Origin of the sequence: Rhizobium sp. RSm-3, assembly GCF_001854685.1 — a bacterium.
GTDB classification, from domain to species: Bacteria; Pseudomonadota; Alphaproteobacteria; order Rhizobiales; family Rhizobiaceae; genus Rhizobium; species Rhizobium ecuadorense.
The window spans coordinates 161,990-187,819 of the sequence record NZ_MAWZ01000057.1; the positions used below are offsets into that span (position 1 = coordinate 161,990).

The 25,830-nt window shown below is 61.1% G+C and carries 21 protein-coding genes; 10 read left to right on the top strand and 11 right to left on the bottom strand.

What is annotated here, in order from left to right:
* Nucleotides 1-150: 150 nt before the first annotated feature.
* Complete coding sequence (locus tag BBJ66_RS27990) at nt 151-2,397, top strand: ATP-dependent nuclease (RefSeq protein ID WP_071091579.1); 2,247 nt, start codon at nt 151-153, stop codon at nt 2,395-2,397.
* Nucleotides 2,379-4,277, top strand: a complete 1,899-nt coding sequence (locus BBJ66_RS27995; protein ID WP_071091582.1) for a UvrD-helicase domain-containing protein — start codon at nt 2,379-2,381, stop codon at nt 4,275-4,277. The genes BBJ66_RS27990 and BBJ66_RS27995 overlap by 19 nt, the downstream gene beginning before the upstream one ends.
* A 55-nt stretch (nt 4,278-4,332) precedes the next feature.
* Here the strand turns inward: BBJ66_RS27995 and BBJ66_RS28000 are convergent, their stop codons facing one another.
* From BBJ66_RS28000 to BBJ66_RS28010, 3 genes are read right to left on the bottom strand one after another with little or no spacing between them, the layout of a single operon-like run.
* Nucleotides 4,333-5,433 carry a D-TA family PLP-dependent enzyme gene (locus BBJ66_RS28000; protein WP_071091585.1) on the bottom strand — a complete coding sequence of 367 codons (1,101 nt, stop codon included), beginning with the start codon at nt 5,431-5,433 and terminating at the stop codon, nt 4,333-4,335.
* Entirely contained in the window at nt 5,434-6,909 is a 1,476-nt protein-coding gene (locus BBJ66_RS28005; protein ID WP_071091588.1) for a M81 family metallopeptidase, read from the bottom strand. It lies immediately after the preceding gene.
* Nucleotides 6,910-6,938: 29 nt separating this feature from the next.
* The gene (locus BBJ66_RS28010; RefSeq protein ID WP_071091591.1) at nt 6,939-7,421 is read right to left on the bottom strand and encodes a hypothetical protein; all 483 of its coding nucleotides are present in this window, start codon (nt 7,419-7,421) and stop codon (nt 6,939-6,941) included.
* 111 nt (nt 7,422-7,532) lie between these two features.
* Here BBJ66_RS28010 and BBJ66_RS28015 point away from each other — a divergent pair, with 111 nt between their 5' ends.
* From BBJ66_RS28015 to BBJ66_RS28035, 5 genes are all read left to right on the top strand, one after another.
* A complete protein-coding gene (locus BBJ66_RS28015; RefSeq protein WP_071091593.1) occupies nt 7,533-7,922 on the top strand; it encodes a RidA family protein in 390 nt (129 codons plus the stop codon).
* 21 nt (nt 7,923-7,943) lie between these two features.
* Nucleotides 7,944-8,807 carry a MurR/RpiR family transcriptional regulator gene (locus BBJ66_RS28020; protein ID WP_049735839.1) on the top strand — a complete coding sequence of 288 codons (864 nt, stop codon included), beginning with the start codon at nt 7,944-7,946 and terminating at the stop codon, nt 8,805-8,807.
* A gap of 25 nt (nt 8,808-8,832) precedes the next feature.
* A complete protein-coding gene (locus tag BBJ66_RS28025) occupies nt 8,833-9,609 on the top strand; it encodes an SDR family oxidoreductase (protein WP_071091597.1) in 777 nt (258 codons plus the stop codon).
* Between the two features lie 98 nt (nt 9,610-9,707).
* Nucleotides 9,708-10,931 (top strand): MFS transporter, encoded by a 1,224-nt coding sequence (locus tag BBJ66_RS28030; RefSeq protein WP_071091600.1) that lies wholly within the window; start codon nt 9,708-9,710, stop codon nt 10,929-10,931.
* Between the two features lie 76 nt (nt 10,932-11,007).
* Complete coding sequence (locus BBJ66_RS28035) at nt 11,008-12,210, top strand: ROK family transcriptional regulator (protein WP_071091603.1); 1,203 nt, start codon at nt 11,008-11,010, stop codon at nt 12,208-12,210.
* A gap of 128 nt (nt 12,211-12,338) precedes the next feature.
* Here BBJ66_RS28035 and BBJ66_RS28040 read toward each other — a convergent pair whose 3' ends face one another.
* The 7 genes from BBJ66_RS28040 to BBJ66_RS28070 all read right to left on the bottom strand — a co-directional run bounded on the left by BBJ66_RS28040 (nt 12,339) and on the right by BBJ66_RS28070 (nt 20,918).
* Entirely contained in the window at nt 12,339-13,352 is a 1,014-nt protein-coding gene (locus BBJ66_RS28040; RefSeq protein ID WP_071091606.1) for an SAM-dependent methyltransferase, read from the bottom strand.
* A 174-nt stretch (nt 13,353-13,526) separates the two neighbouring features.
* Nucleotides 13,527-15,548 carry a beta-N-acetylhexosaminidase gene (locus BBJ66_RS28045; RefSeq protein WP_071091610.1) on the bottom strand — a complete coding sequence of 674 codons (2,022 nt, stop codon included), beginning with the start codon at nt 15,546-15,548 and terminating at the stop codon, nt 13,527-13,529.
* A 23-nt stretch (nt 15,549-15,571) separates the two neighbouring features.
* Nucleotides 15,572-16,516, bottom strand: coding sequence for an ABC transporter ATP-binding protein (locus tag BBJ66_RS28050; RefSeq protein WP_071091613.1), 945 nt, complete (start codon nt 16,514-16,516; stop codon nt 15,572-15,574).
* Nucleotides 16,513-17,328, bottom strand: coding sequence for an ABC transporter ATP-binding protein (locus BBJ66_RS28055; protein WP_071091616.1), 816 nt, complete (start codon nt 17,326-17,328; stop codon nt 16,513-16,515). Before BBJ66_RS28055 ends, BBJ66_RS28050 begins: the two co-directional genes overlap by 4 nt.
* Entirely contained in the window at nt 17,325-18,227 is a 903-nt protein-coding gene (locus tag BBJ66_RS28060; protein WP_071091619.1) for an ABC transporter permease, read from the bottom strand. Before BBJ66_RS28060 ends, BBJ66_RS28055 begins: the two co-directional genes overlap by 4 nt.
* Nucleotides 18,227-19,207 carry an ABC transporter permease gene (locus BBJ66_RS28065; protein WP_071091622.1) on the bottom strand — a complete coding sequence of 327 codons (981 nt, stop codon included), beginning with the start codon at nt 19,205-19,207 and terminating at the stop codon, nt 18,227-18,229. The genes BBJ66_RS28060 and BBJ66_RS28065 overlap by 1 nt, the downstream gene beginning before the upstream one ends.
* Nucleotides 19,208-19,226: 19 nt before the next feature.
* A complete protein-coding gene (locus tag BBJ66_RS28070; RefSeq protein WP_071091626.1) occupies nt 19,227-20,918 on the bottom strand; it encodes an ABC transporter substrate-binding protein in 1,692 nt (563 codons plus the stop codon).
* Between the two features lie 319 nt (nt 20,919-21,237).
* Here BBJ66_RS28070 and BBJ66_RS28075 point away from each other — a divergent pair, with 319 nt between their 5' ends.
* The 3 genes from BBJ66_RS28075 to BBJ66_RS28085 all read left to right on the top strand — a co-directional run bounded on the left by BBJ66_RS28075 (nt 21,238) and on the right by BBJ66_RS28085 (nt 24,249).
* Nucleotides 21,238-22,779, top strand: coding sequence for a DHA2 family efflux MFS transporter permease subunit (locus BBJ66_RS28075; protein ID WP_071091911.1), 1,542 nt, complete (start codon nt 21,238-21,240; stop codon nt 22,777-22,779).
* 103 nt (nt 22,780-22,882) lie between these two features.
* Complete coding sequence (locus BBJ66_RS28080) at nt 22,883-23,494, top strand: L,D-transpeptidase (protein ID WP_071091629.1); 612 nt, start codon at nt 22,883-22,885, stop codon at nt 23,492-23,494.
* Between the two features lie 146 nt (nt 23,495-23,640).
* A complete protein-coding gene (locus BBJ66_RS28085; RefSeq protein WP_071091632.1) occupies nt 23,641-24,249 on the top strand; it encodes a DUF2026 family protein in 609 nt (202 codons plus the stop codon).
* A gap of 264 nt (nt 24,250-24,513) precedes the next feature.
* Here BBJ66_RS28085 and hisD read toward each other — a convergent pair whose 3' ends face one another.
* Nucleotides 24,514-25,830, bottom strand: coding sequence for a histidinol dehydrogenase (hisD, locus tag BBJ66_RS28090; protein WP_071091635.1), 1,317 nt, complete (start codon nt 25,828-25,830; stop codon nt 24,514-24,516).

Consider the following 25,830-nt stretch of genomic DNA (forward strand, 5'->3'; position numbering starts at 1 on the left):
TGCGCACGCGGGCGGCGGCGGCAGTCATTGTTCACCGCACATTACCCTCCCCCACAGCCAGATCCTAAGTGTGAGATCGTTTTCTTTTGCCAACAAATAGAATCACGGCAAACTACCGCCGGTTAGCGTCTCACGATCGGTCGGTTTCTCGTGCACATTAAAAAAGTCAGAATACAGAACTTTAGGTCATTGAAAGATCTTGAGGTCGACTTGGAGAGTTATTTGTCCATCATCGTCGGCAAGAACAACTCGGGAAAGACTTCGCTGCTTCTGGCCCTGGAACGCTTCTTGAACGGCAGCGCGAATGTCCGTTTCGAACTAGATGACTTCAACATCGAATTGCAGACGCATCTTGTTGACCTTCTAGAGGAAAAGGCGGAACCCAGCGAGCCGCTTCCAACCTGCGGAATATCCCTACGGCTGTTCATTGAATACGGGGACGCCGATGACCTCGCCAATGTCGGCAACAAGGTTATCATGGACCTTGATCCCGACAACCATTGGATCGTGATGGATTTCCTCTACCACCTGCCGTCCGAGAACCTTGCTACGCTAAAGAGGGACTTCAGAGCCTACAATGACAAGAAGGCGAAGGAGGGCAAGATCCCAAAGCAGGCTCTCGAATACCTCCGTGACAAGTTCCGCCACCATTTCAAGCTGGCCCGCCGCAGTGTCCGGTTCGATCACGCGACCTCCAGCGTGATTGAGGACAGCTTCGTTGATCTCATCAAGGAAAACATCCGCATCGACGACATCATCTCGTTCAAGCGGATCAATGCTCGCCGTTCGGTCTCGAACAAGGACTCGGAACGGGGCCTTTCGATCATGTCGGCGAAGATATACGAGGCGATGTCATCCGACGCTGGAGACGATGATATTGTCGAGGCCTTCAAGGACGCGCTGACGAAGACAGATGGCGACCTAAACACGATCTACGATAGCCTCTTCAAAGAGGTCATAGAGGATGTCAGGCAGTTCGGCGGCATTAGAGAGGGCGATACCAAACTGAAGGTTATGTCGTCCCTCAAGCAAAGCGACATGTTGGTGGAGAACACCACTGTCAAGTATGGCCATGGAGCTGGACTTCATGTGCTGCCCGAAAGCTACAACGGGCTGGGATATCTCAACCTAATTAGCATCATCTTTGAGATTACGATTCTCCTGAACGAGTACAGGCGGGGTACCCACCCGAAACCCGCAGATATCAACCTGCTGTTCATCGAGGAACCAGAGGCTCACACGCATCCCCAGATGCAGGCAATCTTCATCAAGAATATTAAGCGCCTCGTCGGCAAGTCCGTGCGGAACGCCCTAGGAGTCGAGAGGCCCCTTCAGACCGTGGTTTCGACGCACTCCTCGCACATCGTGGCGGAATCCGATTTCGACGACATCAAATACTTCCGTAAGATCGATGGGCAGACGAAGTCACGCAATCTCAAGGATCTTGAGAAGCTCTATGCATCGACTGGCTTCCCCGGGCACTATAAATTCCTGAAGCAATATCTTACGCTGAGCCGGTCACAGCTGTTTTTCGCGGACAAGGCCGTCCTTATCGAAGGGGACACCGAGCGTATCCTGTTGCCGGCGATGATGCGTAAGAAGGACCAGGCGGACGATGCCCAGGCTTGGCAGGCCGGCGAGCCGGCTCCTCTCGCGCTCCTCTCGCAGAACATTTCCATCATTGAAGTCGGGGCGCACTCCCACATCTATGAGATATTCCTCGACTTCATCGGCATCAGGACACTGATCATCACCGACATCGACTCGGCAAAGGAGAGTGATGTCTTAGGCAGCGACGGGAAGGTGGCGCTCACGGCGGAAGGGACCCCGAAAAAATCGAAGACCGCCCATGCCATCGCGGGCGCCACGCATACAGACAACCATGCGCTGCAGTTCTATCATCGCAAGGGCCCAGAGATTGCCTATTTCATTGCGCTGACGGCCGCGCAAAAGACCGTGATGAAGGATACTGCGACAGGCAAATGGGGTGCTCACCCCGAGGGTCAAGTGATGTGCGTGTTCCAGGTGAACGAGCCAGACCACACTGGCCAGGATTATCATGCCCGCAGCTTCGAGGACGCCTTTTTCCACGTCAACCGGAAGTTCATAGCGGATGCTGCCGCTGCTGTTACCGGTATCCCCAAGGTCGGGTTCCCGAGCCTCAGACCTAAGCATCTGCGCGAGTATCTCGACGAGAACGGATCGTCGTATGACATGGCGGACGTCGGCATAACCAAGAAACCGTCTTTTGCCATCGAGATACTACTCAACAGCGCCACCGAGAGCGTCTCTTTGGCACACCCCGACGGGACCGCGAAGATTTTCGACCTCGAGTTCCGCAACTGGAACACCCCGCGTTACATCGAGGAGGGCCTGGAATGGATCAAGCGGGGATAGGGATCGAACCAGAGGTCGAGGCAATTCTCGAGCACGTAAGGGCAGGCAGGAGTTTCCTGCTCAGCGGTGGTGCCGGCAGCGGCAAGACTTACTCCCTAGTACAGGTCATTGGCGAACTGTTGCGAACAGACCCGAGCGCGACCGTCGCTTGCATAACCTACACGAATGCCGCCGTGCACGAGATCGAATCCCGCGTCTCGGGCGAGCGCTTGTCCGTCAGCACGATCCACGATTTCTTGTGGGGCGCCATCGGATCATTTCAAGCCGAGCTGAAGACAGTTCTAATCGATCTGCTCGGCGGTGAAACGCCCAAGATCAAGCCTGGCAGTACCATCGTGGCGCCCGAGATGTTCGATGGCAAGCCCATCCAGTACAAGGAATACAAGATACTGGGCGAAGGAATCATCTCGCACGACGAGATCATCGCGGTCGCTCACGGGCTTTTCGCAGAGTATCCCAAGCTGCGGGACATTGTGCGTGACCGTTTTCCGTACATTCTGGTCGACGAGTACCAGGACACGGCGCCCGAAGTAATCGAGATCCTGCTCGGCTTCCTCGCGCAGAGCCCGAGGAAGGGAGTTTGCGGTTTCTTCGGCGACTCCATGCAGGCGATTTATGACGAAGGCGTTGGAGATATCCGAAAGTGCGTCGAAAAGGGAGAAGTCTTCGAGGTTAAGAAAGAACAGAACAGGCGCAATCCGCGCCTGGTGTTCGAGCTAGCCAACAGGCTCCGAAACGACGGCATCGTCCAGCGCGCCTCAGAGGATAAGACAGCCCCCAACATGGCCGACGGCAAGCTGAAGGATGGTGCAATCCGTTTTTATTACACTACCGGGGCGGGTAAGGCACTGCAGGATGTCCGCGACCGCCTAGCGTGGGACTTTACCGACATCCACGAGACAAAGGAACTGAACCTAACGCATAACCTGATTGCTCCCCACGCAGGCTTTGGCGACTTGATGGCGATCTACGACAAGGATGGTGTGCTGAGCTTCAGGGACCGGATCGTCGAGTTCATCAAGAAGAACGACGATCTCTCCAAATTCGACGGGATCACCTTCGGGGAAGTCGTCGATGCGCTGCAGGCTGGCAAGGAAGGGAAGCGGCTCAAGGCCGTATCGCCGACTGACGGAATGCAACTCTTTATTGACGCTAACCCGCAGTTGCTTGCCGATGCGAGAGGACGCAACTTCCTTCAGTTCCGGCGGATGTTTGTCGATAAGGACCTTTTGATCGACGATAAGAAGCAGAGCGAGGAAGACTTGGCCCGCAAGGGATCCAAGCGCTGCGAGCTCGTCAAGCACGTCTTTAGGATCCAGGAGGTGGTGCATCTCTACAAGCAGGGCCGGTACAACGAGTTCCTGCGCAAGACCGAGTTCAAGCTCACCCAGGCGGCTGACAAGGTAAGATTGAGGGAACGGATTGAAAAAATCAGCGGGATGGCAGACCGTCCGGTCCTCGAAGTCATCGAGTACGCCGATGCGCATGGCCTTTGCAGGATAGACGACCGGTATACGGACTTCCGAGCCAAGAAGGCCTACCTGTTTGAGAGACTGAAAGATGTCCCATACTCGTCGTTTCAGTCGCTCTACGAATATCTTGAGGGCCGCACCGGCTATTCGACGCAGCACAAGATCAAGGGCCGCGAGTTTGATCGTGTCCTCGTGGTGATGGATACCGGGGATTGGAATAAGTACAGCTTCAAGTACCTATTCGAGGGCGAAGGAACGGAGTCTGTTCTGGCTCGTACCCGGAAACTTTTCTACGTATGCTGCACACGCGCGAAGGAAGTATTGGCGGTTTATTACGATCAGCCTTCCGCAAAGGCCTTGGAACAAGCCTTAGCATGGTTCGGTGCCGACAACTGCGAAGAGTTGTGAGCGCCAGGATTATGGGCCGCGCGCAGGATCAGTATAGTAAGCATGTAACCTGCCCTTACCAAACAAGCCCGCGGGCCGCGACTTCCTCGACGCGGGTCACCACCCCACCACGATGAAACACCATCGTGTCGAACAGGTTGGAGACCACGCAGGTGTGGTTCGGGATGATGAACAGCTTCTCGCCAATCTGCGGCCTCGGGCCGGTGCAGTTCGAGAGATCGATCACGCCGTGTTCTTCCGAGAGGGTGGTGATCCGCGCCTGGGGATAGCCGACGATCAGGCCGTAATCGCTGAAGCCCTGGAGATCCGAGGTCAGCGCCTTCGAGCCGGCGTCGATGACGGCGCGGTCGGCGGTTGGGCGGGAGACGACGGTTGCCAGCACATGCATGGCGCAGTCGTCCTCAGTGCAATGGCCCATGCGCACCATCTGGCGGTCGTTGTAGATATAGGTGCCGGCGCGGTGCTCGGTGGCGGAGGGGACGAGATGCGCCTCGAACAGGCTCGGCGTTCCGCCATTGCTGACGATCGGGCAGGCGATGCCGTCGGATGTCAGGCGGTCCAGCGTCTCGGCGATGAAGGCTTCGATGCTGGCTGCCGATTGCGGCTTGGGATAGGTGACGATGCCGCCGAAGGTCAGGCCGTCGGCGGCGGCGATGCGCCTGGCGAGCGAGGCCGCTTCTTCAGGCGTCTGCACGCCGCAGCGGCCGCCGCCGGTATCGCATTCCACCAGCACGGTCAGCGGCTTGTGACCGGAGAAATGCGCCGAGAGGCCGTCGATCGTCGTTTCGCTGTCGGCGACAACCTTCAGCGCCGGGATTTTCTCGTTCAGCTTTTCCAGGCGTTCGAGCTTCTGCTGCCCGATTATGTTGAAGGTGATCAGGATGTCGCCGAAGCCGGCTGCGGCAAAGACTTCGGCCTCCGTCACCTTCTGGCAATTGATGCCCTTGGCGCCGGCGGCAAGCTGCGCGACGGCAAGGGCCGGGATCTTGTGCGTCTTGATGTGCGGGCGGAAGTTCAGGCCGTGCTGATCCATATAGGATTGGACACGGGCGATGTTGGCAGCCAGCCTGTCCTCGTCGATCACCGGACGCGGCGTCGAGAGATCGGCGATCCTGTCTCCTGCCCTGGCGACGACGGCAAAGCTGGCATCAGACATCTAGGCGGCTCCGCGTTCTCGTCCGTGTGGATCGGCCACGATCGGCCAGATTGTCTTCGGCGCCCGCCGGTATGGCGTCGTCGCCGGATTATTGGGATAGGGCGTTCCGGCAGAGCAGTAAAGGATCTCGGCGGCGATCCGGGAGAAGGACGCGAAGAAGTGATTGGTGGATTTGATCACCAGGATCTTCTGCTTTTCGGGATCGATGCCCATCACCGAAAACAGGCTGGGATCGAAGCTCTGGGCGCGCGTCGAATTGAGGATGATGTCGATGCCGTCGAGCACGATATGGGCGGCATCGCCGAAAGGCGCCAGGCTCTCGCCGAACTGCATCTCGGCATTTTTTACCAGCCTGACGACCTTCACCGTGCCGTCGATCGGATTGCCGGTGCCGGGCGCCGATTTGGCGCCGAAGCGCAGCGGAATCTCCGCCCCCTCGCCCGCCGCAAAACAGATCTGCACGGCCACCGGATCCCAGATGGTGCCGATCGCCGCACTGGTGACGCCGCGGGCCATCAGCTCGGCGAGAACAACGGTCGCATCGCCTGCCGTGCCGCCGCCCGGATTGTCCCAGACATCGGCGATTACGACGGGCCATGCGGTCGCGGCAATCGCGCGCGAGACCGCTTCCCGCTCGTCGATCTGCGGCACCATGAAGGTGCCGCGCTTCGAAAACAGTTCGAGGCCGAGGTCGCGCGCCAGGGCCGCGCCCTTCTCCTGCCTGTTGTCGGTGACGACGAGCAGCTTCGTTCCCATTTCGGGAACGTCGCCGACCATGAAGCCGTGGATCACCGAGATCGACAGGATATCGGCATCGTCCTTCTCGATCCGCATGATCTTGTCGACGAAGGAGCGCATCGGCTCGCGCGAAGTCGGGAAGACGTCGATCATCCGGCAGTCGAACACCGAGATGAGAGGTTTGACCCGGCCTTCGAGCGTGTCGACGGCGATGCGCCAGAGATCCTCGGCGCGGTCCACGAAATCGGTATGCGGAAATTCCTTGAAATAGACCGCGAAATCGAGCGCGGTGACACGTTTGGCCGTCAGATGGCTGTGCGGATCGAGCTCGGCGCAGATCAGGACGTCAGGCCCGACGATCTCGCGCATGCGCTGGAGGAGGTCGCCTTCCGTATCCTCATAGCCGGCCGCGACCATGGCGCCGTGCAGGCCCAGGACGACGGCGTCAACAGGCATGGCCGCCTTGAGCTGGCCGAGGATTTCGTCGCGCAGCTCTTCATAGGTCGTCCGGTTGACGAGGCCGGCGGGATCGGCCCAGGTGGCGGTTCCCTCGATCAGCTGCCAACCCTTTTCCCGGGTAACGCGCCGTCCGACGGTGATCGGCGCGGTGCAGAGCGTCGGTGTCTCGGGATGCTGGCCGGGGGGCGCATAAAGCGAGGCTTCGAAGGCGCGGCGATCCACGCAGATCGGGGAGAAAGTATTGGTCTCGGTCGCCAATGCCGCCGTGAAAATGCGCAAGAAAGTCGCCTTCGTGTTGTCGGCCCGCTTTACCCCATCGGGTTCGGCAGGTAGCCGGTGAAACCTGAGATCTTCCAGCGCCCCTGGTGAAGCCGGCAATAATAGAGCGTCTGCCATTGCAGGACGTCGCGGGTGCCGTCAGCCCTGGTAATGCCGCCGTCGAATTTCTTGCGAACCAGCGCCGTCTCGCCGTCGATCTCGATACCCTCGAGCGTCGTCGTGGTGAAGATCGCCGTGCGCGCATCTTCCGCGAAGCTCTGTTCGGCGAAATCCTTCGCCTGCCTCAGCCATTCCTGGCGATAGGCCGACAGCGTCGGAAATGCCAGGCGCCACCGGTCGGGGCTCACCTGCTTCTGGGCATCGATGCCGATGAAGCCTTCTTCGACGAAATCATGCTCCACCTTCGACCAGTCGGCGGCGAGAAAAGCATCGATATCGCGCGGAACGAGCATTTCCCAGATCGCCTGCCGGGCGCTGTCGGAGGGGAAAGGATTCTGAAAAGGGTCGCGCATATCAGTCCCGGATTGAAATTCTTTTCATAATTCATGTTTTTCACTGGTCAAATTCTGCTTTCTGTGGTCATTTGTCAACGTATCAAGAAAATAATTTGCAAGGACTTCAGCATGCCCATCAAGCGCTATGGCACTGTTCAAACGGGGGCCGGCGGCAAGGCGCTGCCTTTCGCGCGTGCGGTCGAGGCCGACGGATGGCTCTATGTTTCCGGCCAGGTTGCAATGGAAGATGGCGAGATCATCGACGGCAACATCATCGCCCAGACCCACAAGACGATCGCCAATGTGCTCGATATACTCGAAGAGGCCGGATACGGCGTCGAGGATGTCGTGCGCGTCGGGGTCTGGCTCGACGATCCGCGCGACTTCTGGACCTTCAACAAGATCTATCAGGAGTATTTCGGCGAGCATCCGCCGGCGCGCGCCTGTGTGCAATCGTCGATGATGGTCGATTGCAAGGTTGAGATCGACTGCGTGGCCTATAAGAAGAAGGGTGCATAAGGAATAAGGGCGGGAGCGGCTTTGGATATCTTTTCGACATTGCAGGAAGACAAGGGCCGGCTCTCTCCCTCCGAAAGCCGCATCGCCGAGATCATCGTCAACGATTTCGAGTTCGCCGTGAATGCCTCGATCATCGAGCTTGCCGAACGCGCCGCGGTGTCGCCGCCGACCGTCACCCGCTTTTGCCGGCGGCTGGGCTGCGAGAGTTTTTCCGATTTCAAGGTGCAGCTCGCCCGCACCGCCCATATCGGCGTGCGTTATCTGAAGCCGGAATCGAAAAGCACCGATCCGGCCGATGTCGCCCAGGATATCATCACCAAGGCGCAGAACGCGCTGTTTCTGCTGCACCGGTCGCTCGATCTCGCGGCGATCGAAGCCGCCGTTTCGTTTATCGCCAAGGCCGATATGATCTATGCCTTCGGCTCGGGCGGCAATTCGTCGATGATCGCCGACGAGCTGCAGAACCGGCTCTTCCGTCTCGGGCTTCGCATCACGGCCAGTTCCGATCACAGCATGCAACTGATGATGGCGGCCGCGGCCCGGCCGGGCGACGTGCTGATCGGCTCGTCCTTCTCCGGCCGCAATCTGGAGCTGGTGCGGGCCTTCGAGCTTGCCCGCGGCGCCAAGGTGAAGACGATTGCTCTCACCCAGACGGAAAGCCCGGTCGCCAAGGCGGCCGAAATCGTCGTGCCGATCGACCTTCCCGAAGGCAATAATATCTATCGCCCGACCTCGACGCGCATCGCCTACATCGCGACGGTCGATATTCTGTCGAGCCTGGTCGCCTATGCGGTTCAGCCGAAGGCGACGACAACGCTGCGGCGCATCAAGCAGCAGCTCGTCATTCACCGCGACGGCGACGACCGGCAATTGCTTGGAGATTGAGGCTGATGAACGGGAGTCTGGGAAAATGACGAAGTCGATAGCCATCGTGACCGGTGCGGCGGGCGATATCGGCGCTGCGATCGCAGCAAGGCTCGCCGATGACCATGATGTCGTGTTTCTCGCCGATATCGATGCTGCGGCTGCGACCGCTGTGGCTGCGAAGCTCGGGCCGGCCGATCGCTTCGTCGCCGCCGGGTGCGATGTGACCAGCGAGGCGAGCATATCGGAATTGGCCGGACGCGCCGCCGAAGCCGGCCTGGTGCGAACCCTGGTCAACAATGCCGGCGCGGCGCGGGCCACCAGTCTGCACGAGACGACGCCGGAGATCTGGCGGGCGGACAATGCGCTCAATCTCGAAGCGGCATTCCTGTGTTTCCGCGCCTTCGAGCCGATGCTGAAGGCCTCGAAGGGTTCCGTCGTCAACATCGCCTCGGTCAACGGCATGAATGTCTTCGGGCACCCGGCCTATAGCGCCGCCAAGGCCGGCCTCCTGCATTTCACCCGGCTGGTCGCCGTCGAATACGGCAAGTTCGGCATCCGCTCCAATGCCGTCGCCCCCGGCACGGTGAAGACGCAGGCCTGGGAGAAACGCGCCGCCGCCAATCCGAATGTTTTCGAGGAGGCGCGCCGCTGGTATCCGCTGCAGCGTGTCGTCGATCCGAAAGATGTCGCCAATGCCGTGGCCTTCCTTGCCGGTCCGCTCGCCGCCGCCATTTCAGGCGTCTGCCTGCCCGTCGATTGCGGCCTCACCGCCGGCCAGGCCGAGCTGGCGCGAACCTTCTCGCAGTCGGAACATTACTGAAATTCAGGGCTGCGATCTCCGAGCCGAAACGATAACATGACCTTCCGGACTGCCCGCCGCGGCTGCGCCTGCCGATTTCCCTGACAATTGATGACCCCATGAGCCGCCTTTTCCCCGACGTCTTTCGCAATCCGGCGATCCGCGCCAGCATGATCGCCATTTTCACCTTCGGAATGGCGGGGGCGATGACCGCGCCCTATCGTTCGATCATCGGCATCCGTGAACTGGGCTTGAGCGACGGCCTCTATTCCGCCCTCAGCTTCGCCTCGGCGGCGGTGAACGTCGTCGTCAGCGTCCTGCTCGGCAATCTTGCCGACCGGCTCGGCGAGTATCGATCGGCGATGATCGGCGCCTGCATTTTCGGCATCGTCGGTTACGGCATGGTCTATGCCTTTCCGAGCGCGGCCATCTTCGCCCTCAGCGGGCTGCTGCCGCTGCCGATCTTCGGAGCGCTGAATTCGCTGCTGTTTGCCAATGCGCGCGCGGCGATGCAGGGCATGAACCGGAATGACATGGTGACGGCCAATTCAGGCGTGCGCGCGATGATCTCGCTCTCCTGGGTGCTGATCCCCGGCATCACCGGCCTTGTGCTCTCCGGTGCATCGAGCATGCTGCCGGCCTATCTCTTTGCCGCCGTCTCCTGCCTTCTGTGCCAGGGCATCATCCTCTTCGCCTTGCCGAAGCGGGCGGGAACGGAGATGGCCGCGGCTCACCACCTCAGCTATCTCGGCGCGCTCAGGCAGGTGGTTTCGCCGCGGATTTCGGCGCATATCGCCGGCGTCGCGCTGATATCAAGCACGCTGCATCTGAACGACGCGCTTCTGCCGCTGATCGCCACCGGTGCTGCGCATGGTCGGCTGAGCGACGTCGGTATTCTCGTCGGCATCGTCGCCCTGCTGGAGATCGTCTTCATCATCGTCTGGTCGCGGGTTGCGCGCGACGCCGGCCAGATGACGGCGCTCGCCGCCGGCACGATCATCTATGCCCTGTTCCTCAGCCTTCTCGGCTTTGCCTCTGAGCCATGGCACCTCTATGCGCTGACCTTGCTCGCCGGCATAGGCGCTGCCGCAATCATCAGCATTCCAATCACCTATCTGCAGGATCTGATTGCCGATCGGCCGGGCCTCGGCAGCGCTTTGATTTCCGTCAATATCTTTGCCAGCGCCGGCATCGGCGCGCTGGTCTTTGCTGTCGGCACATCGGTCGCGGGTTATTCCGGAACCGCCATGCTGAGCGCCGTCACCGGCCTGTCGGGGATCACCATTCTCGGTCTCCTGCACAGACGCAGTGCCGTTGCGGCCGATGACGCCGAGACCCAATAAGACCTGGTCGAGAATGTGGCTTTCATCGCTATCCGTCTTGTGACAAGGGTGAGGCACCATTTCTTTTGAAGGTCACATGAAGGCGATCTCCGGCACGAATCTCGAGCAGGCCAAGTCTCACAACCGGCGTGTGGTGATCGAGGCCGTGCGGACGCACGGTCCCTTGTCGCGCGCGGCGATCGCCCGGATGACGGCGCTGACCGCCCAGACGGTGTCGAATATCGTCGAGGAACTGGAGCGGTCGCATCTGCTCGTTCCAGCCGAGGCGCAGAAGCTGGCGCGGGGACAGCCGATCATTCCCTATTCCATCAATCCCGCCGGCGCCTATTCGATCGGCCTCGAACTCGGCCGCCAGCGCGCCAGCGGCGTGCTGACGGATCTTTCCGGCGTCGTCCGCGCGCGCATCGAGCGCCATGTCGAACATCCCGATCCGCAACGGGCGATGCCGGCGCTGCAAGCGATCGTCGAGGACCTGCAGCAGGCCTTCGCCTTCGATAGGAACCGGCTGCTCGGCGTCGGCATGGCCCTGCCCGGCCGCTATGCCGATGGCGGCATCACCTCCCTCAGCCCGCAGAGCCTGCCCGGCTGGCAGGATTTTCCTGTGGGGCATGAGCTGGAACAGCGGGTCAGGGTGCCGGTGCTGGTCGAAAACGACGCGACCGCGGCCGCGATCGGCGAGCGTCTTCACGGCGTCGCCCGCGGTTTGAGCAGTTTCGTCTATCTGTTTCTGGCCGGCGGCGGCGGCATCGGCGCCGGCATGTTCCTCGACGGCCATCTCTACAAGGGCAGCCGCAACAATGCCGGCGAGATCGGCCACATCATCGTCGAGCCGCACGGTAAGCTCTGCAACTGCGGCAAACGCGGCTGCCTGGACCGCTACGTCTCACCGACCGTCGCCTATGAATTCATGGGCATCGCCAATGCCGAGGAGCTTTCGCCGGACGATCTCGACGCGCTGATCGCCAGGGGCGGCGAAGGCCTGGACGCCTGGCTCGACCAGGCCGTCCAGCCACTGCGGCAGACCCTCGACTTTCTCGAACTTGCCTTCGACCCGCAGACCATCGTGCTCGGCGGCAGCATATCGACCTCGCTGATGGCCCGGCTCGCCGAGCGGCTGGAACCGCTGCACGTGCCGATCGATCCCGACCGGAAGCGGGCCGTGCCTCGCGTCATGATCGGCATGACCGGCAAGGACACGGCCATCCTCGGCGCCGCCGCCCTGCCGATCTTCTCCGAAACCAATCCGCGCTTCGACGTGCTGCAGAAGCCGGTCGGCTAGAGCATGATGCCGAAAAGTGTGAGCGGTTTTCGGGCGACATCATGCTCTAACCCTTTAATTTAGAACAGGATTCAGATTTTAGGCCGACCGGGCCTAAAATCATCCTGTTCTAGGCGAAGGACGACCGGCTATTCAAACAGAATGAGGCTTGCCGGCGTTGGCGGCATCGGCTTGACCGTGACGCCGGCAAGGCCGGCCAGTCTTGCCATATCAGCCAGCTCACTTTGCGTATAAGCGTCGCCCGCCGGCGTGCCGGCGAGCATTTCCCAGGAGAAGGCCGCCGGAAAAGGCGGCGACACGCGATCCTCGTTCGGCACGAAATCGACCGCAACGATCCGGCCATCCTCGGCAAGGCTCGCGATGATCTTTCGCAACAGCCCTGCGCATGTCGGCAGATCGAAGTGGTGCAGAAAATTTGGCAGCAGGACGAGATCATAATCCCTGCCCCAGTCGACATCGAAGGCACTGCCGGCGATCGTCCGGTAGCGGTCAGCCACGCCGGCTCTTTCCGCATTCTGCCGCGACAGCTCCAATACGGCGGCCCAATCGACGGCGACGATCTCCGCCGATGGCAGGGCCTTCGCAATTTCGATCCCGAAAAGGCCGGGACCGGCAGCGATGTCCAGAACCTTTTTGGGAGATCTCGGCCAGCCGGAGATTTCGTCGGCCAGTATTTTGGCGCTGAGGCCGGTAAACGAGCCCATGCCGCGCGCAAACTTCAACCAGACGGGGTTGTCCGGCGACATGTTCGCGAGCCCGGCCGAACCGCCGTTTCGCACGACGGCGGCCGGATCGCGCAGAAAATTATCCAGTATTTCCGGTGCGGCGACGAACTCGACAGCGGAGCCCATATAGGCCGGCGAATTGCGATCGAGGAACATCCGGGTCGCCGGCGTCATCCGGTACTGCCCGCTTTCCTTTGTCAGGAAACCATGGACCACCAGGTAGTCGCACAGGATGCGCACCCCACGCTCCGCAGCACTTGTTGCCGACGCCAGCGATGCTGCAGTTTTGCCCTCGCCGATATGCGTAAACAGTTCGAGTTCGATCGCCGCCCTGATCGCTGCCGTTTTTCGACAGGCAAACAGGGCATCGACCACGAGTTCGGGCGACACGACGCCGGCATCGACGGTTGTTTCCATTGGGATCCCCCCGGAGCCTTCGATCGGTCTTGCCTGGCAGCTCCAGCCGCGGGAATTATGCGTGCATTCGCCTATTCTACAATACTTACCACGCTAACCCGATCGGGTGCCCCAGCGGCCTATGTCTCGGCGGCGGCCGGTCAGGACCGTTCTATCACGGTCCCGATCCTCGCCTTACGACTGTTGTAGCCCGTAAAGCAGCGGCATCAGCCCTGCGAGCGCCTTGAATCGCTCCCATGATTTGGAGGAAGGCTTCGTCCAGCCGGTTTCGGCGAGCCCTGAGATGCGCGGGAAAACGAGGCGGTCGAACACGGCGCGGTCCGTCATCGGTTCCGACCAGATGCAGGCCTGGATGCCGAGCAGTTTCTGCTTCTGCGCCGCCGTCCAGCCACTGAGCGGATCGAAATTATAAAGTTTTTCCGCGTCCGACGTTCCCGCCCAGCTGGCGCCCGGCTCGTCCCAGTCTGGCCGCAGCGCCATGTCGAGGTAATAGACCTGTCCGGGGCAGACGACCATGTCGTAGCCGCGTTCGGCGAGCTCGGCCGAGACCTCGACATTGCGCCAGCTGCAGAGATAGCTCTTCGATTTGTCGATGACATCGCCGTGCGCTGCCTCTTCCCAGCCGCCGGTGATGCAGCCCTTGCTCGCCAGGAAACGCTGCACGCGTTCGAGGAACTCCGCCTGCAGGATGGCCGCACCCGAACCGTGGATATCGTCGGCGCCATGCGTGTTCGTCACGACGTTCAGCCGTTTGGCATGGGCATCGGCAACCGCGTCGCCGGCCACAGTGCGAAGGCGGTCGAGCGCTGCCGGCGAGCCGGACCACGCCCCGAGCGGCACCTCGTCGGCGCCGAGATGGATCACCTTGAACGGGAAGAGCTCGATGAGTTCCGTCAGGATGGTCTCGACGATCTCGTAGGTCTTTTCGAGGGCCGGATTGATGCAATTGTCGGGAAAGCCCTGAACCGAATAATAGCTGCCGGTCTCGGCCGGATCGCGCAGTTCGGGTATCGCCTGCTGCATGGCGTAGCAATGGCCGGGCATGTCGATCTCCGGCACGATCTCGACGCCGAAGCTCTTTGCCTCAGCGACGATCTCGCGGATGACTGATTTGGGATAATAACCGCCCGTGCGGGCCGGGCTGGAGCCCAGCAGCGGCGGCACGGCAAGGCCGTGGCCGCGCCAGGCGCCGATTTCGGTCAGCGCCGGATAGGCGTCGATCTCGACGCGCCAGGCCTCGTCGTCGGAAAGGTGCCAGTGGAAGCGGTTGAGCTTGTTCCAGGCCAACACCGCGATCAGCTTCTTGACCTCGGCCGCGCCGTAAAACTGGCGGGCGACATCGAGATGCAGGCCGCGCCAGCCCATCGCCGGCTCGTCGACGATCTCGCCGGTTCCAGGAAACTGGAAGACCCCGGGATGCAGCCTTGCGCCGCGCCAGATCTGGCCGAGCGTCACCAGACCGTAGAGAAAGCCGGTGCGGCTGCTCGCCTCGACCGTCAGCCTCTCCTCGTTGAAGCTCAGCCGATAGGCTTCGGGGCCGAAGCCGGCGGCATCCTTGAGGATGACCGGGACGGCGCCTTCCGCCTCGGTGCGCACGATGCCTTCGACGGCGAAGAGATGCTCCACCAGTGCCGCGAAGCTGTGTGCTGCCGCCTCGCCTTCGGCACTCTGCGCCCGCGGGGCGAAACCGGCCGGCAGCGGACGACGGGAGGCGACCGCCACATGGTTCGGCCAGGGAATGATCGACACCTGAACCGGCGCGTTGACGGGAACCGGATAGATCTCGGCGCCCCGTTTCAGCGGCGCGTTGCTGACCGAAGAGCGGGTCGGCTCGATACCGAGCACGATGGTGCCGCCATCGGACAGTGCGAGATAGGCGCTCGTCGCGCCGTCCGTCCAGTGGCGGAACTGCCAGCTCAGCGCATAGACCGAGATCGTCCAGGTCTCGCCGACGGCGAGAACGAAATCGGCCGGCGGCTGGAATTCGGTGAAATTGGAGAGCCGCTGCGAGACCGTCGCACCCTCTACCCGCCCGGCCGGATCGACCCGGCCCGGACCGCTGATGCAGAGCGAGAAGCCCGAAATCGGCTCGCTGCCGAGATTCTTGAGGCGCAGGACATAGGAGAACTCCTTGCCGTCGGCAGGCGGGTTCCAAAGGGTTTCGAGCCGCAGGGCTTTCGGTCGCGGTGTGGACATGGTCGCTTCTTCCTTCTTGAAAATCAGCTCTTGGGCATGCCGGCGTCGGCCACGCCGGGCGCGCGGATGAAATGGTTAGGCCCGACCTGTTCGATCACGGTCGATTCCGGGCGGCTCAGCGAACGCACCTTTTCCGCCTGTTCGAGGAAACGTGCGCTGCCGCCGGTCACGAACGGCCTGCTGCCGTCGGGAACGGCGGAAAGCAGCAGCCTTGTATAGGGATGGCTGGGATGGGAGAGAACCTCCTCGGTGTCGCCCCATTCGACCATCTGGCCGGCAAACATCACGACGATCTCCTCGGCCACATGCGCCGCGGTTGCGATATCGTGGGTGATATAGAGCATGGCGAGATCGTTTTCCCGCTTCACCCCGGCAAGCAGATCGAGAATATCCTTGCGGATGGAGACGTCGAGCATCGAGGTCGGCTCGTCGGCGACCAGCACGCTTGGCGCGACGGCAAGAGCCCGGGCGATGTTGACGCGCTGCCGCTGCCCGCCGGAGAGTTCATGCGGGAATTTCTGCCTGGTCACGTCAGGGTCCAGCCCGACGCTTGCGAGCAGCCGGGCAATCTCCTCGGCAAGATCCGACCGGGAGGTAGCGGGCCGATGCAATTGCAGCGGCCGCGCCAGATGATGGCTGACGGTGAAGGCCGGGTTGAGCGACGAGAACGGATCCTGGAAGACCATCTGCACTTCCCGGCGGTAACGGCGTTCAGCCCCAGCCTCGCCGCGGGCGGTCAGCTCCTGCCCGCGGAAAAACAACCTGCCGCCGGAGGGCTTGTCCAGGCGCGCGATGATGCGGGCGCAGGTCGTCTTGCCGCAGCCGGATTCGCCGACGAGCGCCAAAGCCCGACCGGGAAAGAGCGAGAAGGACACGCCTTTCAGCGCCCGCACCGGGCCGAAATCGCGCTTGATATCCTCCAGCCGGATCACGGCTTCGGCCATAACGGGATTTGCCTGCGCTTTCATGCCACGACTCCCGAGAGATGCGGATTGCCGGGAAGCTGCGGAATGGCGTTCCAGAGCTTCCGCGTATATTCGTGCTTCGGCGCATGAGCGACCTGGCCGACATCGCCCACTTCGACGAGCTCGCCCTTCAGCATGACGCCGATGCGCCGGCAGAGCTGCGCCATCAGATGCAGGTCATGGGTGATGAAGAGCACGGAGAAGCCGTAGCTGCGCTGCAGGTCGACGACCTGTTCGAGGATTTCCCGCTGCACGACGACGTCGAGCGCCGTCGTCGGCTCGTCCATGATGATGAGTTCGGGTCTGAGCGCCAGGCAGATCGCGATGACGATGCGCTGGCGCATACCGCCGGAGAACTGATGCGGATAATCGCCGATGCGATGGGTGGGAATGCCGACGAGGCGGAACATCTCCTCGGCCCGCGCCCGGGATTCCGCCTGCGAGCAGCCGGCGTGCCGGCGCAGGACGTCGTGGAACTGCGCCTCGACCCGCATCAGCGGATTGAGCGAATTCATCGCGCTCTGGAAGACCATGCCGATGCGCTTCCAGCGGATTGCCTGCAGCTCGCGTTCCGGCAGTTTGAGCAGATCCTGCCCGGTGAGCCGGATGCTGCCGCCGCTGATCCAGGCGGGCGCCTTGGAAAGCCGGGTGATGGCATAGGCGATCGTGCTCTTGCCGCAGCCGGATTCGCCGGCAAGCCCGAAGATCTCGCCGCGGCCGATATTGAAGGACACGTCCTTGACGGCGCGGAACTCTCCCTTGTCGACGAGATAGTCGACGTTGAGTTTTTCGATTTCCAGCAGATTGTCGCTCATCGGCCAGGCTCCAATTCCCGGTTGCGGGCGCGGTTGAGGCGGAACCAGCGGGTCAGCGCCGGGCCGGAGCGGAGCTGCGGATTGGCGATCTCGTCGAAGGTGAAATTCAACAGGGCAAGCCCAAGGCCGGTCAGCGCGATGCCGAGCGCCGGCACTCCGATATCCCACCAGGCGCCGACCATGATCGCCGAGGAGTTCTGGGCGTTGTAGAGCATCGTGCCCCAGGAGACTTTCAGTGGATCGCCGAAGCCGAGATATTCGAGCGTCGTCTGGGCGACGATGGCGTAGATGATGCTGCCGACGAGGTTGATGCCGATCAGCGTCGTCAGGTTCGGCAGGATTTCCACGAAGATGATGCGCCAGGCCGGCTCGCCGATCATCTTCGAAGCCGTGACGAAATCGCGATTGCGCAGCGCCATCGTCTGCGACCGCGTCATGCGGGCGCCCCAGGGCCAGGAGGTCAGCGCGATGATCGTCATGATCGTCAGCGGTCCCACCGTGCCGGCGAAGGAGGCGAGCAGGATCAAGAGCGGCATGTTCGGGATGACGAGCACGGCATTCGTCGCAAGGTCGAGACAGGCATCCGTCCTGCCGCCGGCATAACCGGCGATAAGCCCGATGGCGGTGCCGAGAACGGTGATGGCAATGCCGGTGGCGAAACCGACCGAAAGCGAGCTGCGGGCGCCCCAGACGAACTGGCGATAGACGTCCCGCCCCATTTTCGTGGTGCCGAGAACATGTTCGATCGACGGCGGCTGATGCGAGCGTCCGACCCGCGCTCCGGGCTCACCGGGGGCGACGAGTGGCGCAAACAGTGCCATCAGCCACAGGACGGCGATGATGATCAGGCCGGCCAGCGCCTTTTTCTGCTTGAGGATAGGCCACAGCGTAAAGCTCATCACGCGGCCTCCCGCAATCTCGGATCGACAAAGCCGTAGATGATGTCGACGAGGAAGTTGGCGCCAAGGGTCGCGAGCGTCATCAGCAGCAGCTGCCCCTGGATGACGGGATAGTCGCGGGCGATGCTCGCGGTGTAGAGCGTCAGTCCCAGGCCGGGATAGTTGAAGACGATCTCGGTGACGATCGAGCCGCCGAAGACGGCGCCGAGCATCAGCGCCAGATTGGTCAGCACGGGAAGCATGGCATTGCGGGCGCCATAGCTGAACATCACGGTGAGGTGGCTGAGCCCCTTGGCGCGGCCCATGGTCACATAGTCCTCGCCGAGCACCGAGATCATCGACGAACGCATCGTCGTCTGGAATTCGCCGATCAGAAACGGCGAAAGCGTCAGGACCGGCAGGATCGCATGCATGAAGACGCTGCCGGCGAAGGTGAAGTTGAAGGCGGGGTCGAGATTGGGATCATAGGCATAGCCCACGGGAAACCAGCGCAGCGAAACGGCGAAGACGAAAAGCGTCGTCAGCGCGACGATGACGGGCGGCACCGAAATCATGATCACCGAGAGCGGCGAGACGATCGTGTCGAAACGCCCGCCGCGGCGCCAGGCCGAAACCGCGCCCAGCACGACACCGACGCAGAGGGAAAAGATGATCGCCGTCGTCACCAGGAAGATGGTCCAGAGCGTCGAGCGGCCGAGCACCTGGACGACGGTCTGGGGATAATATTTGACCGAGACGCCGAGATCGAGAGTCGCAAGCCCCTTCAGATAATCGGCGAATTGCCAAAGCATCGGCTGGTCGACCGCGCCGAAGCGCGCCTTGATCGCCTCGACTGCGGCCGGCGTTGCCCGCGGACCGAGCTGGGCAACCATGGCATCGACCGGGCTCCCCGGCATCAGCCGGGGAAGGATGAAGTTCACGACGATGGCGAACGCCAGCGCGACCGCATAGACGCCGAGGCGCCGGCTCGAAATGCGCATTTCCGCTCCCTCGCTGGGGTTAGCTGACCGGCTTGAGACGCAAGAGATGCATCAGGCGCATGCGGTTGTTGTCGTGATCCTCCGGGTTCATCACCGGATCCTTGTCGGTGACCCAGCCGGTGAAGCGCTTGCTGGAGAACTGATACCAGGTCGGGCCGTTGAAGACGGGAACGACGGGGAAGTCGTCGGCGATCAGCAGCTGAATGTCGTTGAAGATCTTCTTGTGATCCTCATCCGAAGTCGCCTGCAGATATTGATCGAAAAGCGCGTCCAGTTTCGGGTTCGAATAACGCGAGGGCGCGCCGGTGATGCGTCCGCCATAGGCTGTGGAAAGGCTCTGGTAATAGCCGCGGAACGGGGTTGCGCCGTCGGCACGGGAGTTCATGACGACCTCGAAACTGCCGTCGATGATCTCTTTGCGCCATTGTTCATATTCCGGAGTGGCGACCGACGCGTTGATGCCGGCAGCACGCAGTCCTTCGACCGCGATCTGGACGGCATCGATCCAGTCCGTCCAGCCGTTCGGAACGATGATCGGGAAGGCGATCGGCTTGCCGCTCGGGGTTGTGCGGAAGCCGTCGGCGCCCTTCTTGAAGCCGGCATCGTCGAGGATTTTGCTGGCCTTCTCGGTATCGAAGCCCATGAAGGCGTCCTTGTCGCCTTCCGCCTGTTTGTTGCGCCAGCTTTCGAAGCGCGGCGGCAGGCCGGTCGCATGTTCGTTGACGACGGGATAGCCGAAGCCGGCAATATCGACCATCGACTTGCGATCCATGGCGAGGCTGAAGGCATGGCGGAAGTTCAGGTCCTTATAGGCCTCGAGGTTGCCGTCATTGCCGCTCTTGAAATTCATCTGGAAGGCGACGGTTTCGGCCGGCGGCTGCCAATAGCCGTTGTGGCCGGCATCCAGGGTCACGAAGGTCTTGTCGATCTGCGGAATGAAAGAGCCGATCCAGTCCATGTTGCCCTCGGGCAGAATGGCCAGCATCTGGTCGTTGCCGGAGATCTGCGGCAGCCTGAGACAATCGACATGCAGCGAGGCGGCATCCCAGTAGTTCGGGTTGCGGCACTGCTCGTAGACCTGCGGCGTGAAGCGGCGCAGCTCGGTCATCGGGCCGGAACCGACCGGCTTCTCGTTTTTGAAGGCGACGGGATCGGAAACGTCCTTCCAGATATGCTCGGGAACGACGGCGAGATCGGCAAGCGTTTCCGGGAAATCAGAGTTGACGGATTTGAGATCGATCTTCACCTCGGTCGCCGACGGCGTCTCGACCGAGGCGACGCTCTGACCGACGCCGACGGTATCGAGGGCGGCGTTCTTCAGCATCAGATCGATCGTATATTTCACGTCGGCCGAGGTCAGCGGCTGCCCGTCCGACCATTTGAGATCGGGGCGCAGCGTATAGGTGACCGATTTCATATCCGGGGAGAATGTGTAGGCGGTCGCCAGCCGGAAGACCGGCTTGCCGCCGTCCTCGGCATTGAAGATGACCAGCGGCTCATAGATGAAATCCATCGTGCTCTGCCGGCGGCCGGCAAGATCGAACGGGTTGAAGTTCTGAACCCAGCTGGTCTGCTCCTCGATATGCATCGTCAACACCGATTCAGCGGCCGCACCGCCCGCCCCGAGAGCGACGAGCGTCGTCAGCGCGGTTGCCGCCGCTGAGCCGGCACGTCTGGAAATGTGGCGGAATAGGCTTTTGCTCGATCTCATTCCAACGTTCCCCTGTTGTTTATTTTTGTAGTCAATCAAATTGATTTAATATTGATAGTCAGTTTCCCGCCGATGCGTCAATTGCCGATTTCAAACTTTTTGCAGGCGGGCATAAGGGCGGATCGCAAGCGATGCAAAACCAGTTGGCGCATAAAACGCCCGGTTCACATTCTCAGATCCAACATCGCGCCTGGCCTTCCCGGTCAGGCTCGATTCTAGTTGGTGACCCTTTCGCCCGGATATGCCGGTTGACATGTCGATCGCTAACATGGTCGGTATTGTCACCGGGCTGGAAAATGCCCGTTCGCGGGATCATCGTATGCTGAAACGACCCGAGCCTGCCCGTCCTGATAAACCGCCCGCCATCGTCTGGCTCGGCTTCCTCGCCATGTGCGTCGGCATGTTCATGGCGATCCTCGACGTGCAGGTGGTGGCGACATCGCTGCCGACCATCCAGTCGGCGCTGGGTATCGACCCGGATCAGATGAGCTGGATACAGACGACCTATCTGATCGCCGAAGTGGTGGCGATCCCGCTGACCGGCCTGCTGACGCGGCTGCTTTCGATGCGATGGCTGTTCGTGACCGCCATCAGCCTGTTCGTCGCAGCCTCGGCCGGCTGTGCTGCCAGCGGCAGCTTCGGCGAACTGGTCGCCTGGCGGGTGCTGCAGGGCTTTTCCGGCGGAACCCTGATCCCCTCGGTGTTTTCGGCCGTGTTCATTCTGTTCCCGAACGAGCGGCAGGCGCTGGCGACGACGATCGCCGGCGTGCTGGCGGTGCTGGCACCCACCGTCGGGCCGATCGTCGGCGGATGGCTGACGGAGACCTATTCATGGCACTGGCTGTTTCTGATCAACATCCTGCCGGGCATTGCCTCGGCCATCCTGGCCGCCCGCTTCCTGCCGAGGCAGGCGGCCGATCCGTCCGAACTTCGGCATCTCGATGGCCTGTCGCTGCTGCTGATGGCTTCAGCGCTGACGAGCCTGGAACTCAGCCTGAAAGAGGCGCCGAGCAGCGGCTGGACTTCAGCCTATGTGCTCGGCTTGCTGGCGGTCTGTCTCGTATCGGGCGGCGCGTTTATTGGGCGAACGCTGCGTTGGCGCCGGCCGATCGTCGATCTCGGCAATTTCGGCGACCGGAACTTTCTCGTCGGTTCGACCTTAAGCTTCGTGCTCGGCATCGGCCTGTTCGGCTCGGTCTATCTGATGCCTGTCTTCCTTGCCTTCGTCAGAGGCCATGACGCTCTCGAAATCGGCATGACGATGCTGGTCACCGGCATCGCCCAGCTGATCACGGCGCCTGTCGCGGTTGCGCTGGAGAAGCGTTTGGACGCGCGGTTGCTGTCGGCCGCCGGTTTCGCCCTGTTTACGGTCGGCGTCGGCATGAGCGCCTTTCAGGATCCCCGTTCGGATTACGATGCGATGTTCTGGCCGCAGATCGTGCGCGGCGTCGCCATCATGTTCTGCCTGCTGCCGCCGACGCGGCTGGCGCTCGGCACGCTTCCGGCCGATCGCATTCCTGATGCCAGCGGGCTCTTCAATCTGATGCGCAATCTCGGCGGCGCTATCGGCATCGCGCTGATCGACACCATCATCTACACCCGCTCGGAACCGCTGGGCCAAAGTCTCTGGGCGCGCCTTCAGGCCGGCGATGTCGACGCCGCGGCATTCGTCGGCGCACCGCTTCCGGCCATATCGGGCCATAGCGGCAGCTTCGATGCGGAGACCACGGCGCTGCTTGATCCCTTGGTTCAGACCGCGGCCAGCGTTCAGGCTATCAACGAAGCCTGGATGGTCGTCGCCATCCTCACCGGCTGCGCCCTCGTCTGCGTGCCCTTCGCCAGACGGCCGGCGCCGGGGTGAAGACCGTCGCTGACAATGGCAGGTCACCCCAAATGGGCAATGGTCATAGTGCCGCCACAGAATTCGATCCATTCATGCTCGAGATACAAGCGGATGGCGAAAAATGAGATTGCTGGCTCTTCTTGCTGTGGCCGTTTTGCTGACGGTGGTTCAAGCTCACGCCCAAGTTTATGAACCGTATGGTGGATACGACGAATACGGAGGCTACGACTATGATGACCCGTACAGCCCGTATCCACCTCCGCCGTATTACGACCCCGCCCCTCGCTATCAGCGACCTCTGTATGATCGCAGGGAACCCTCGACACGAAGCGCAAGGGGAACCATCGTGATCGCCACGCGTGAGCACACCCTTGTTTACATGACGTTATCGGGTGAGCAGTTCGCCTACCCAATCGCCGTCGGCCGCGAAGGCAAGCAATGGTACGGATCAACCCGGGTCGTATCCAAGCGAATGCATCCCGAATGGCGGCCAACGGTGGGCATGCGGCAGAAGAACCCAAGGCTTCCGGCGGTCGTGAAGGCAGGCCCTGCCAATCCGCTTGGAACCCGCGCAATTTACCTTGCCGACGGGCTGCTCCGCATCCACGGCACCAACGACCCCGCCTCCATCGGAACCAATGCTTCGAGCGGTTGCTTTCGGATGTACCGCGAGGACGTCGAGGAACTTTACGATATGGTCCAGCCGGGGACCCGAGTGATCGTCCAGCGGTAATCGGATCGGGTGCGGTCGCAGCCCCTTTACGCGTTCATCGGGCGACATTCTCGGCTTCGCATACTCGCGCGTTGTGCTACTAGCTGCAGAAATGCGGGCCTATGTCGTCGACAAGCAACCAGTTGCATGAAAACAGGTAAACAGAAATGCTGATCAAGCAAACCGACTATCATCGGATTTATCGAATTATCAATAGCTTGATCCTGAATGAGAACGGAAATCCCGCGCACGCCTGCATGTACTTCGCTACATTCGGCTCGTTCATTCTCGAACGGCACTATAAGGTGAAAGCGACGCCCAAAGGCGGTCTTGCGGCATATAATCTGGATGGGACAATGATCCTGTTTGCCGACCACCGTGAGGATGGTTACGTCACAGGAGCTGGTGAGAATTTCCATTGCTGGGTCGAAGCAGAGGGTTGGGCCATTGATTTCATGGCCCCTGCCTTCTCAGAGACAGCGGCAGGTCTCCAGGTCCCGTCAAAGATGTTTCAACGGCCCCTGTCATCCATGGCGTCCAGCATCAATGGTTTGAATCACTCTGGAGATTTCTTCTATTTGTCCGAACCTGCCGCGACCGCCGCTCGTTTTCAGGATTGGCACAAAAATGCGATGATCGGTGATCTTGCGAGTGTTGCAGCAACGTGGTTTCGAAAGACTCCTAAAAATATGGCTGCCGCTATCTCAGTGGGCAATCAGTCAGGCAAGACCAGAAGCGTTCCTCTTGTCGGCAATCCGCTTGTCGGCAGTTGGTGAGAGCGACGCACCACGGCTCTAGCGGAATTGTCTACTGCCTTTCTCGCCGCAACTGGCTCAGGAAGGCGCGCCAGCGTTCAGGCGATCAACAGCCTGGATGGTCGTCGCCGTCCTTGACCGGCTGCGCGCTCGTCTGCGTGCCCTTTGCAAGACGGCCGGCGTCAACGTGACTAGGTGGTTGCCGCCCCCTCCTTGGATGGAATTAACAGTCCGCTCTACTTCTTAACAGCGGTCGCCGGTTCACGGAGACCGCTATTGTCTTGTTTAGTCGTGACGAGAGCCGGCGGCCATCGCGTAGCCAACGTTTTCACCGCCATAGCGTCGGACGCGGATGTTTGCTTGTTCCGCATGACCTGCAAAGCCTTCCATCAGGCAGAGCCGCGAAGCATAACGACCGATCTGGGCAGACGCTTCATCGGTTAGAATGCGCTGGTAGGTGCATGTCTTCAGGAATTTGCCGACCCAAAGCCCACCGGTATAGCGGGCCGCTTTGTCCGTCGGCAAAGTATGGTTGGTCCCGATGACCTTGTCGCCGAAAGCCACGTTGGTCCGGGCACCCAGGAACAGTGCGCCATAGTTCTTCATGTTGTTGAGGAAGTAGTCTGGGTCGGCGGTCATAACCTGAACATGCTCGGAGGCGACCCGATCCGCTTCAACCACCATCTCCTCGACAGACTCGCAAAGGATGATCTCGCCGTAATCTTCCCATGCCTTCGCAGCTATTTCTCTCGTCGGCAAAATCTGCAGGAGGCGTTCGATCTCAGAGAGCGTGTCGGTCGCGAGCTTGCGCGAATTGGTGATGAGCACTGCCGGAGAGTTCGGCCCATGCTCCGCTTGGCCCAGCAGGTCCGTGGCCACGATCTCACCGTCGACGCTGTCGTCCGCGATCACCAGCGTTTCCGTCGGACCTGCAAAAAGATCGATACCGACCTTGCCGAACAGTAGACGTTTGGCTTCGGCGACGTAAGCATTGCCAGGCCCAGCCAACATGTCGACCGGAGCGATGGTCTCCGTGCCGTATGCCATGGCCGCAATGGCCTGGACACCACCCATGCAATAGATTTCGTCAGCGCCTGCCAAGGACTGAGCCGCGACGATCTTGTCAGCAATCTTTCCCTTGAAGGGCGGTGCGCAGGTGATAACGCGCTCGCAGCCAGCGACTTTTGCGGTGAGAACTGTCATATGCGCCGATGCAAGAAGCGGATATTTGCCACCTGGAACATAACATCCGACGTTCTGGATCGGGATGTTTCGGTGTCCAAGGACAACGCCCGGAACGGTCTCGACTTCGATGTCGAGCAGGCTGTTGCGTTGCGCCTGCGCGAAGTTGCGAATCTGATCCTGGGCAAATTCGAGGTCTTCGCGTTCCTGCTTCGTAAGGCTGTCGAGACTGTTCTCAATTTCGGCCTTGCTCAGCCGATAAGTTTGGCGATCAAAACCGTCGAAACGGTTTGAAAGTTCGCGGACCGCCCGGTCGCCGCCGCTTTCCACCTGTCGCAACAGCCCCTGTACCGCTTCGGTGAGAGCGGCATTGTCCATCGTTAGGGATGCCGCTTTCGGTGCTTTGATCTGTTCAGCCAT

Coding starts and splice junctions, on each gene's coding strand:
- BBJ66_RS28050 (WP_071091613.1), bottom strand. CDS start 16,516: ATGAAAGCGCAGGCAAATCCCGTTATGGCCGAAGCCGTGATCCGGCTG.
- BBJ66_RS28055 (WP_071091616.1), bottom strand. CDS start 17,328: ATGAGCGACAATCTGCTGGAAATCGAAAAACTCAACGTCGACTATCTC.
- BBJ66_RS28000 (WP_071091585.1), bottom strand. CDS start 5,433: ATGTCTGATGCCAGCTTTGCCGTCGTCGCCAGGGCAGGAGACAGGATC.
- BBJ66_RS28040 (WP_071091606.1), bottom strand. CDS start 13,352: ATGGAAACAACCGTCGATGCCGGCGTCGTGTCGCCCGAACTCGTGGTC.
- hisD (WP_071091635.1), bottom strand. CDS start 25,830: ATGGCTGAACAGATCAAAGCACCGAAAGCGGCATCCCTAACGATGGAC.
- BBJ66_RS28075 (WP_071091911.1), top strand. CDS start 21,238: ATGCTGAAACGACCCGAGCCTGCCCGTCCTGATAAACCGCCCGCCATC.
- BBJ66_RS27995 (WP_071091582.1), top strand. CDS start 2,379: ATGGATCAAGCGGGGATAGGGATCGAACCAGAGGTCGAGGCAATTCTC.
- BBJ66_RS28065 (WP_071091622.1), bottom strand. CDS start 19,207: ATGCGCATTTCGAGCCGGCGCCTCGGCGTCTATGCGGTCGCGCTGGCG.
- BBJ66_RS28085 (WP_071091632.1), top strand. CDS start 23,641: ATGCTGATCAAGCAAACCGACTATCATCGGATTTATCGAATTATCAAT.
- BBJ66_RS28015 (WP_071091593.1), top strand. CDS start 7,533: ATGCCCATCAAGCGCTATGGCACTGTTCAAACGGGGGCCGGCGGCAAG.
- BBJ66_RS28070 (WP_071091626.1), bottom strand. CDS start 20,918: ATGAGATCGAGCAAAAGCCTATTCCGCCACATTTCCAGACGTGCCGGC.
- BBJ66_RS28060 (WP_071091619.1), bottom strand. CDS start 18,227: ATGAGCTTTACGCTGTGGCCTATCCTCAAGCAGAAAAAGGCGCTGGCC.
- BBJ66_RS28045 (WP_071091610.1), bottom strand. CDS start 15,548: ATGTCCACACCGCGACCGAAAGCCCTGCGGCTCGAAACCCTTTGGAAC.
- BBJ66_RS28025 (WP_071091597.1), top strand. CDS start 8,833: ATGACGAAGTCGATAGCCATCGTGACCGGTGCGGCGGGCGATATCGGC.
- BBJ66_RS28030 (WP_071091600.1), top strand. CDS start 9,708: ATGAGCCGCCTTTTCCCCGACGTCTTTCGCAATCCGGCGATCCGCGCC.
- BBJ66_RS28080 (WP_071091629.1), top strand. CDS start 22,883: ATGAGATTGCTGGCTCTTCTTGCTGTGGCCGTTTTGCTGACGGTGGTT.
- BBJ66_RS28035 (WP_071091603.1), top strand. CDS start 11,008: ATGAAGGCGATCTCCGGCACGAATCTCGAGCAGGCCAAGTCTCACAAC.
- BBJ66_RS28010 (WP_071091591.1), bottom strand. CDS start 7,421: ATGCGCGACCCTTTTCAGAATCCTTTCCCCTCCGACAGCGCCCGGCAG.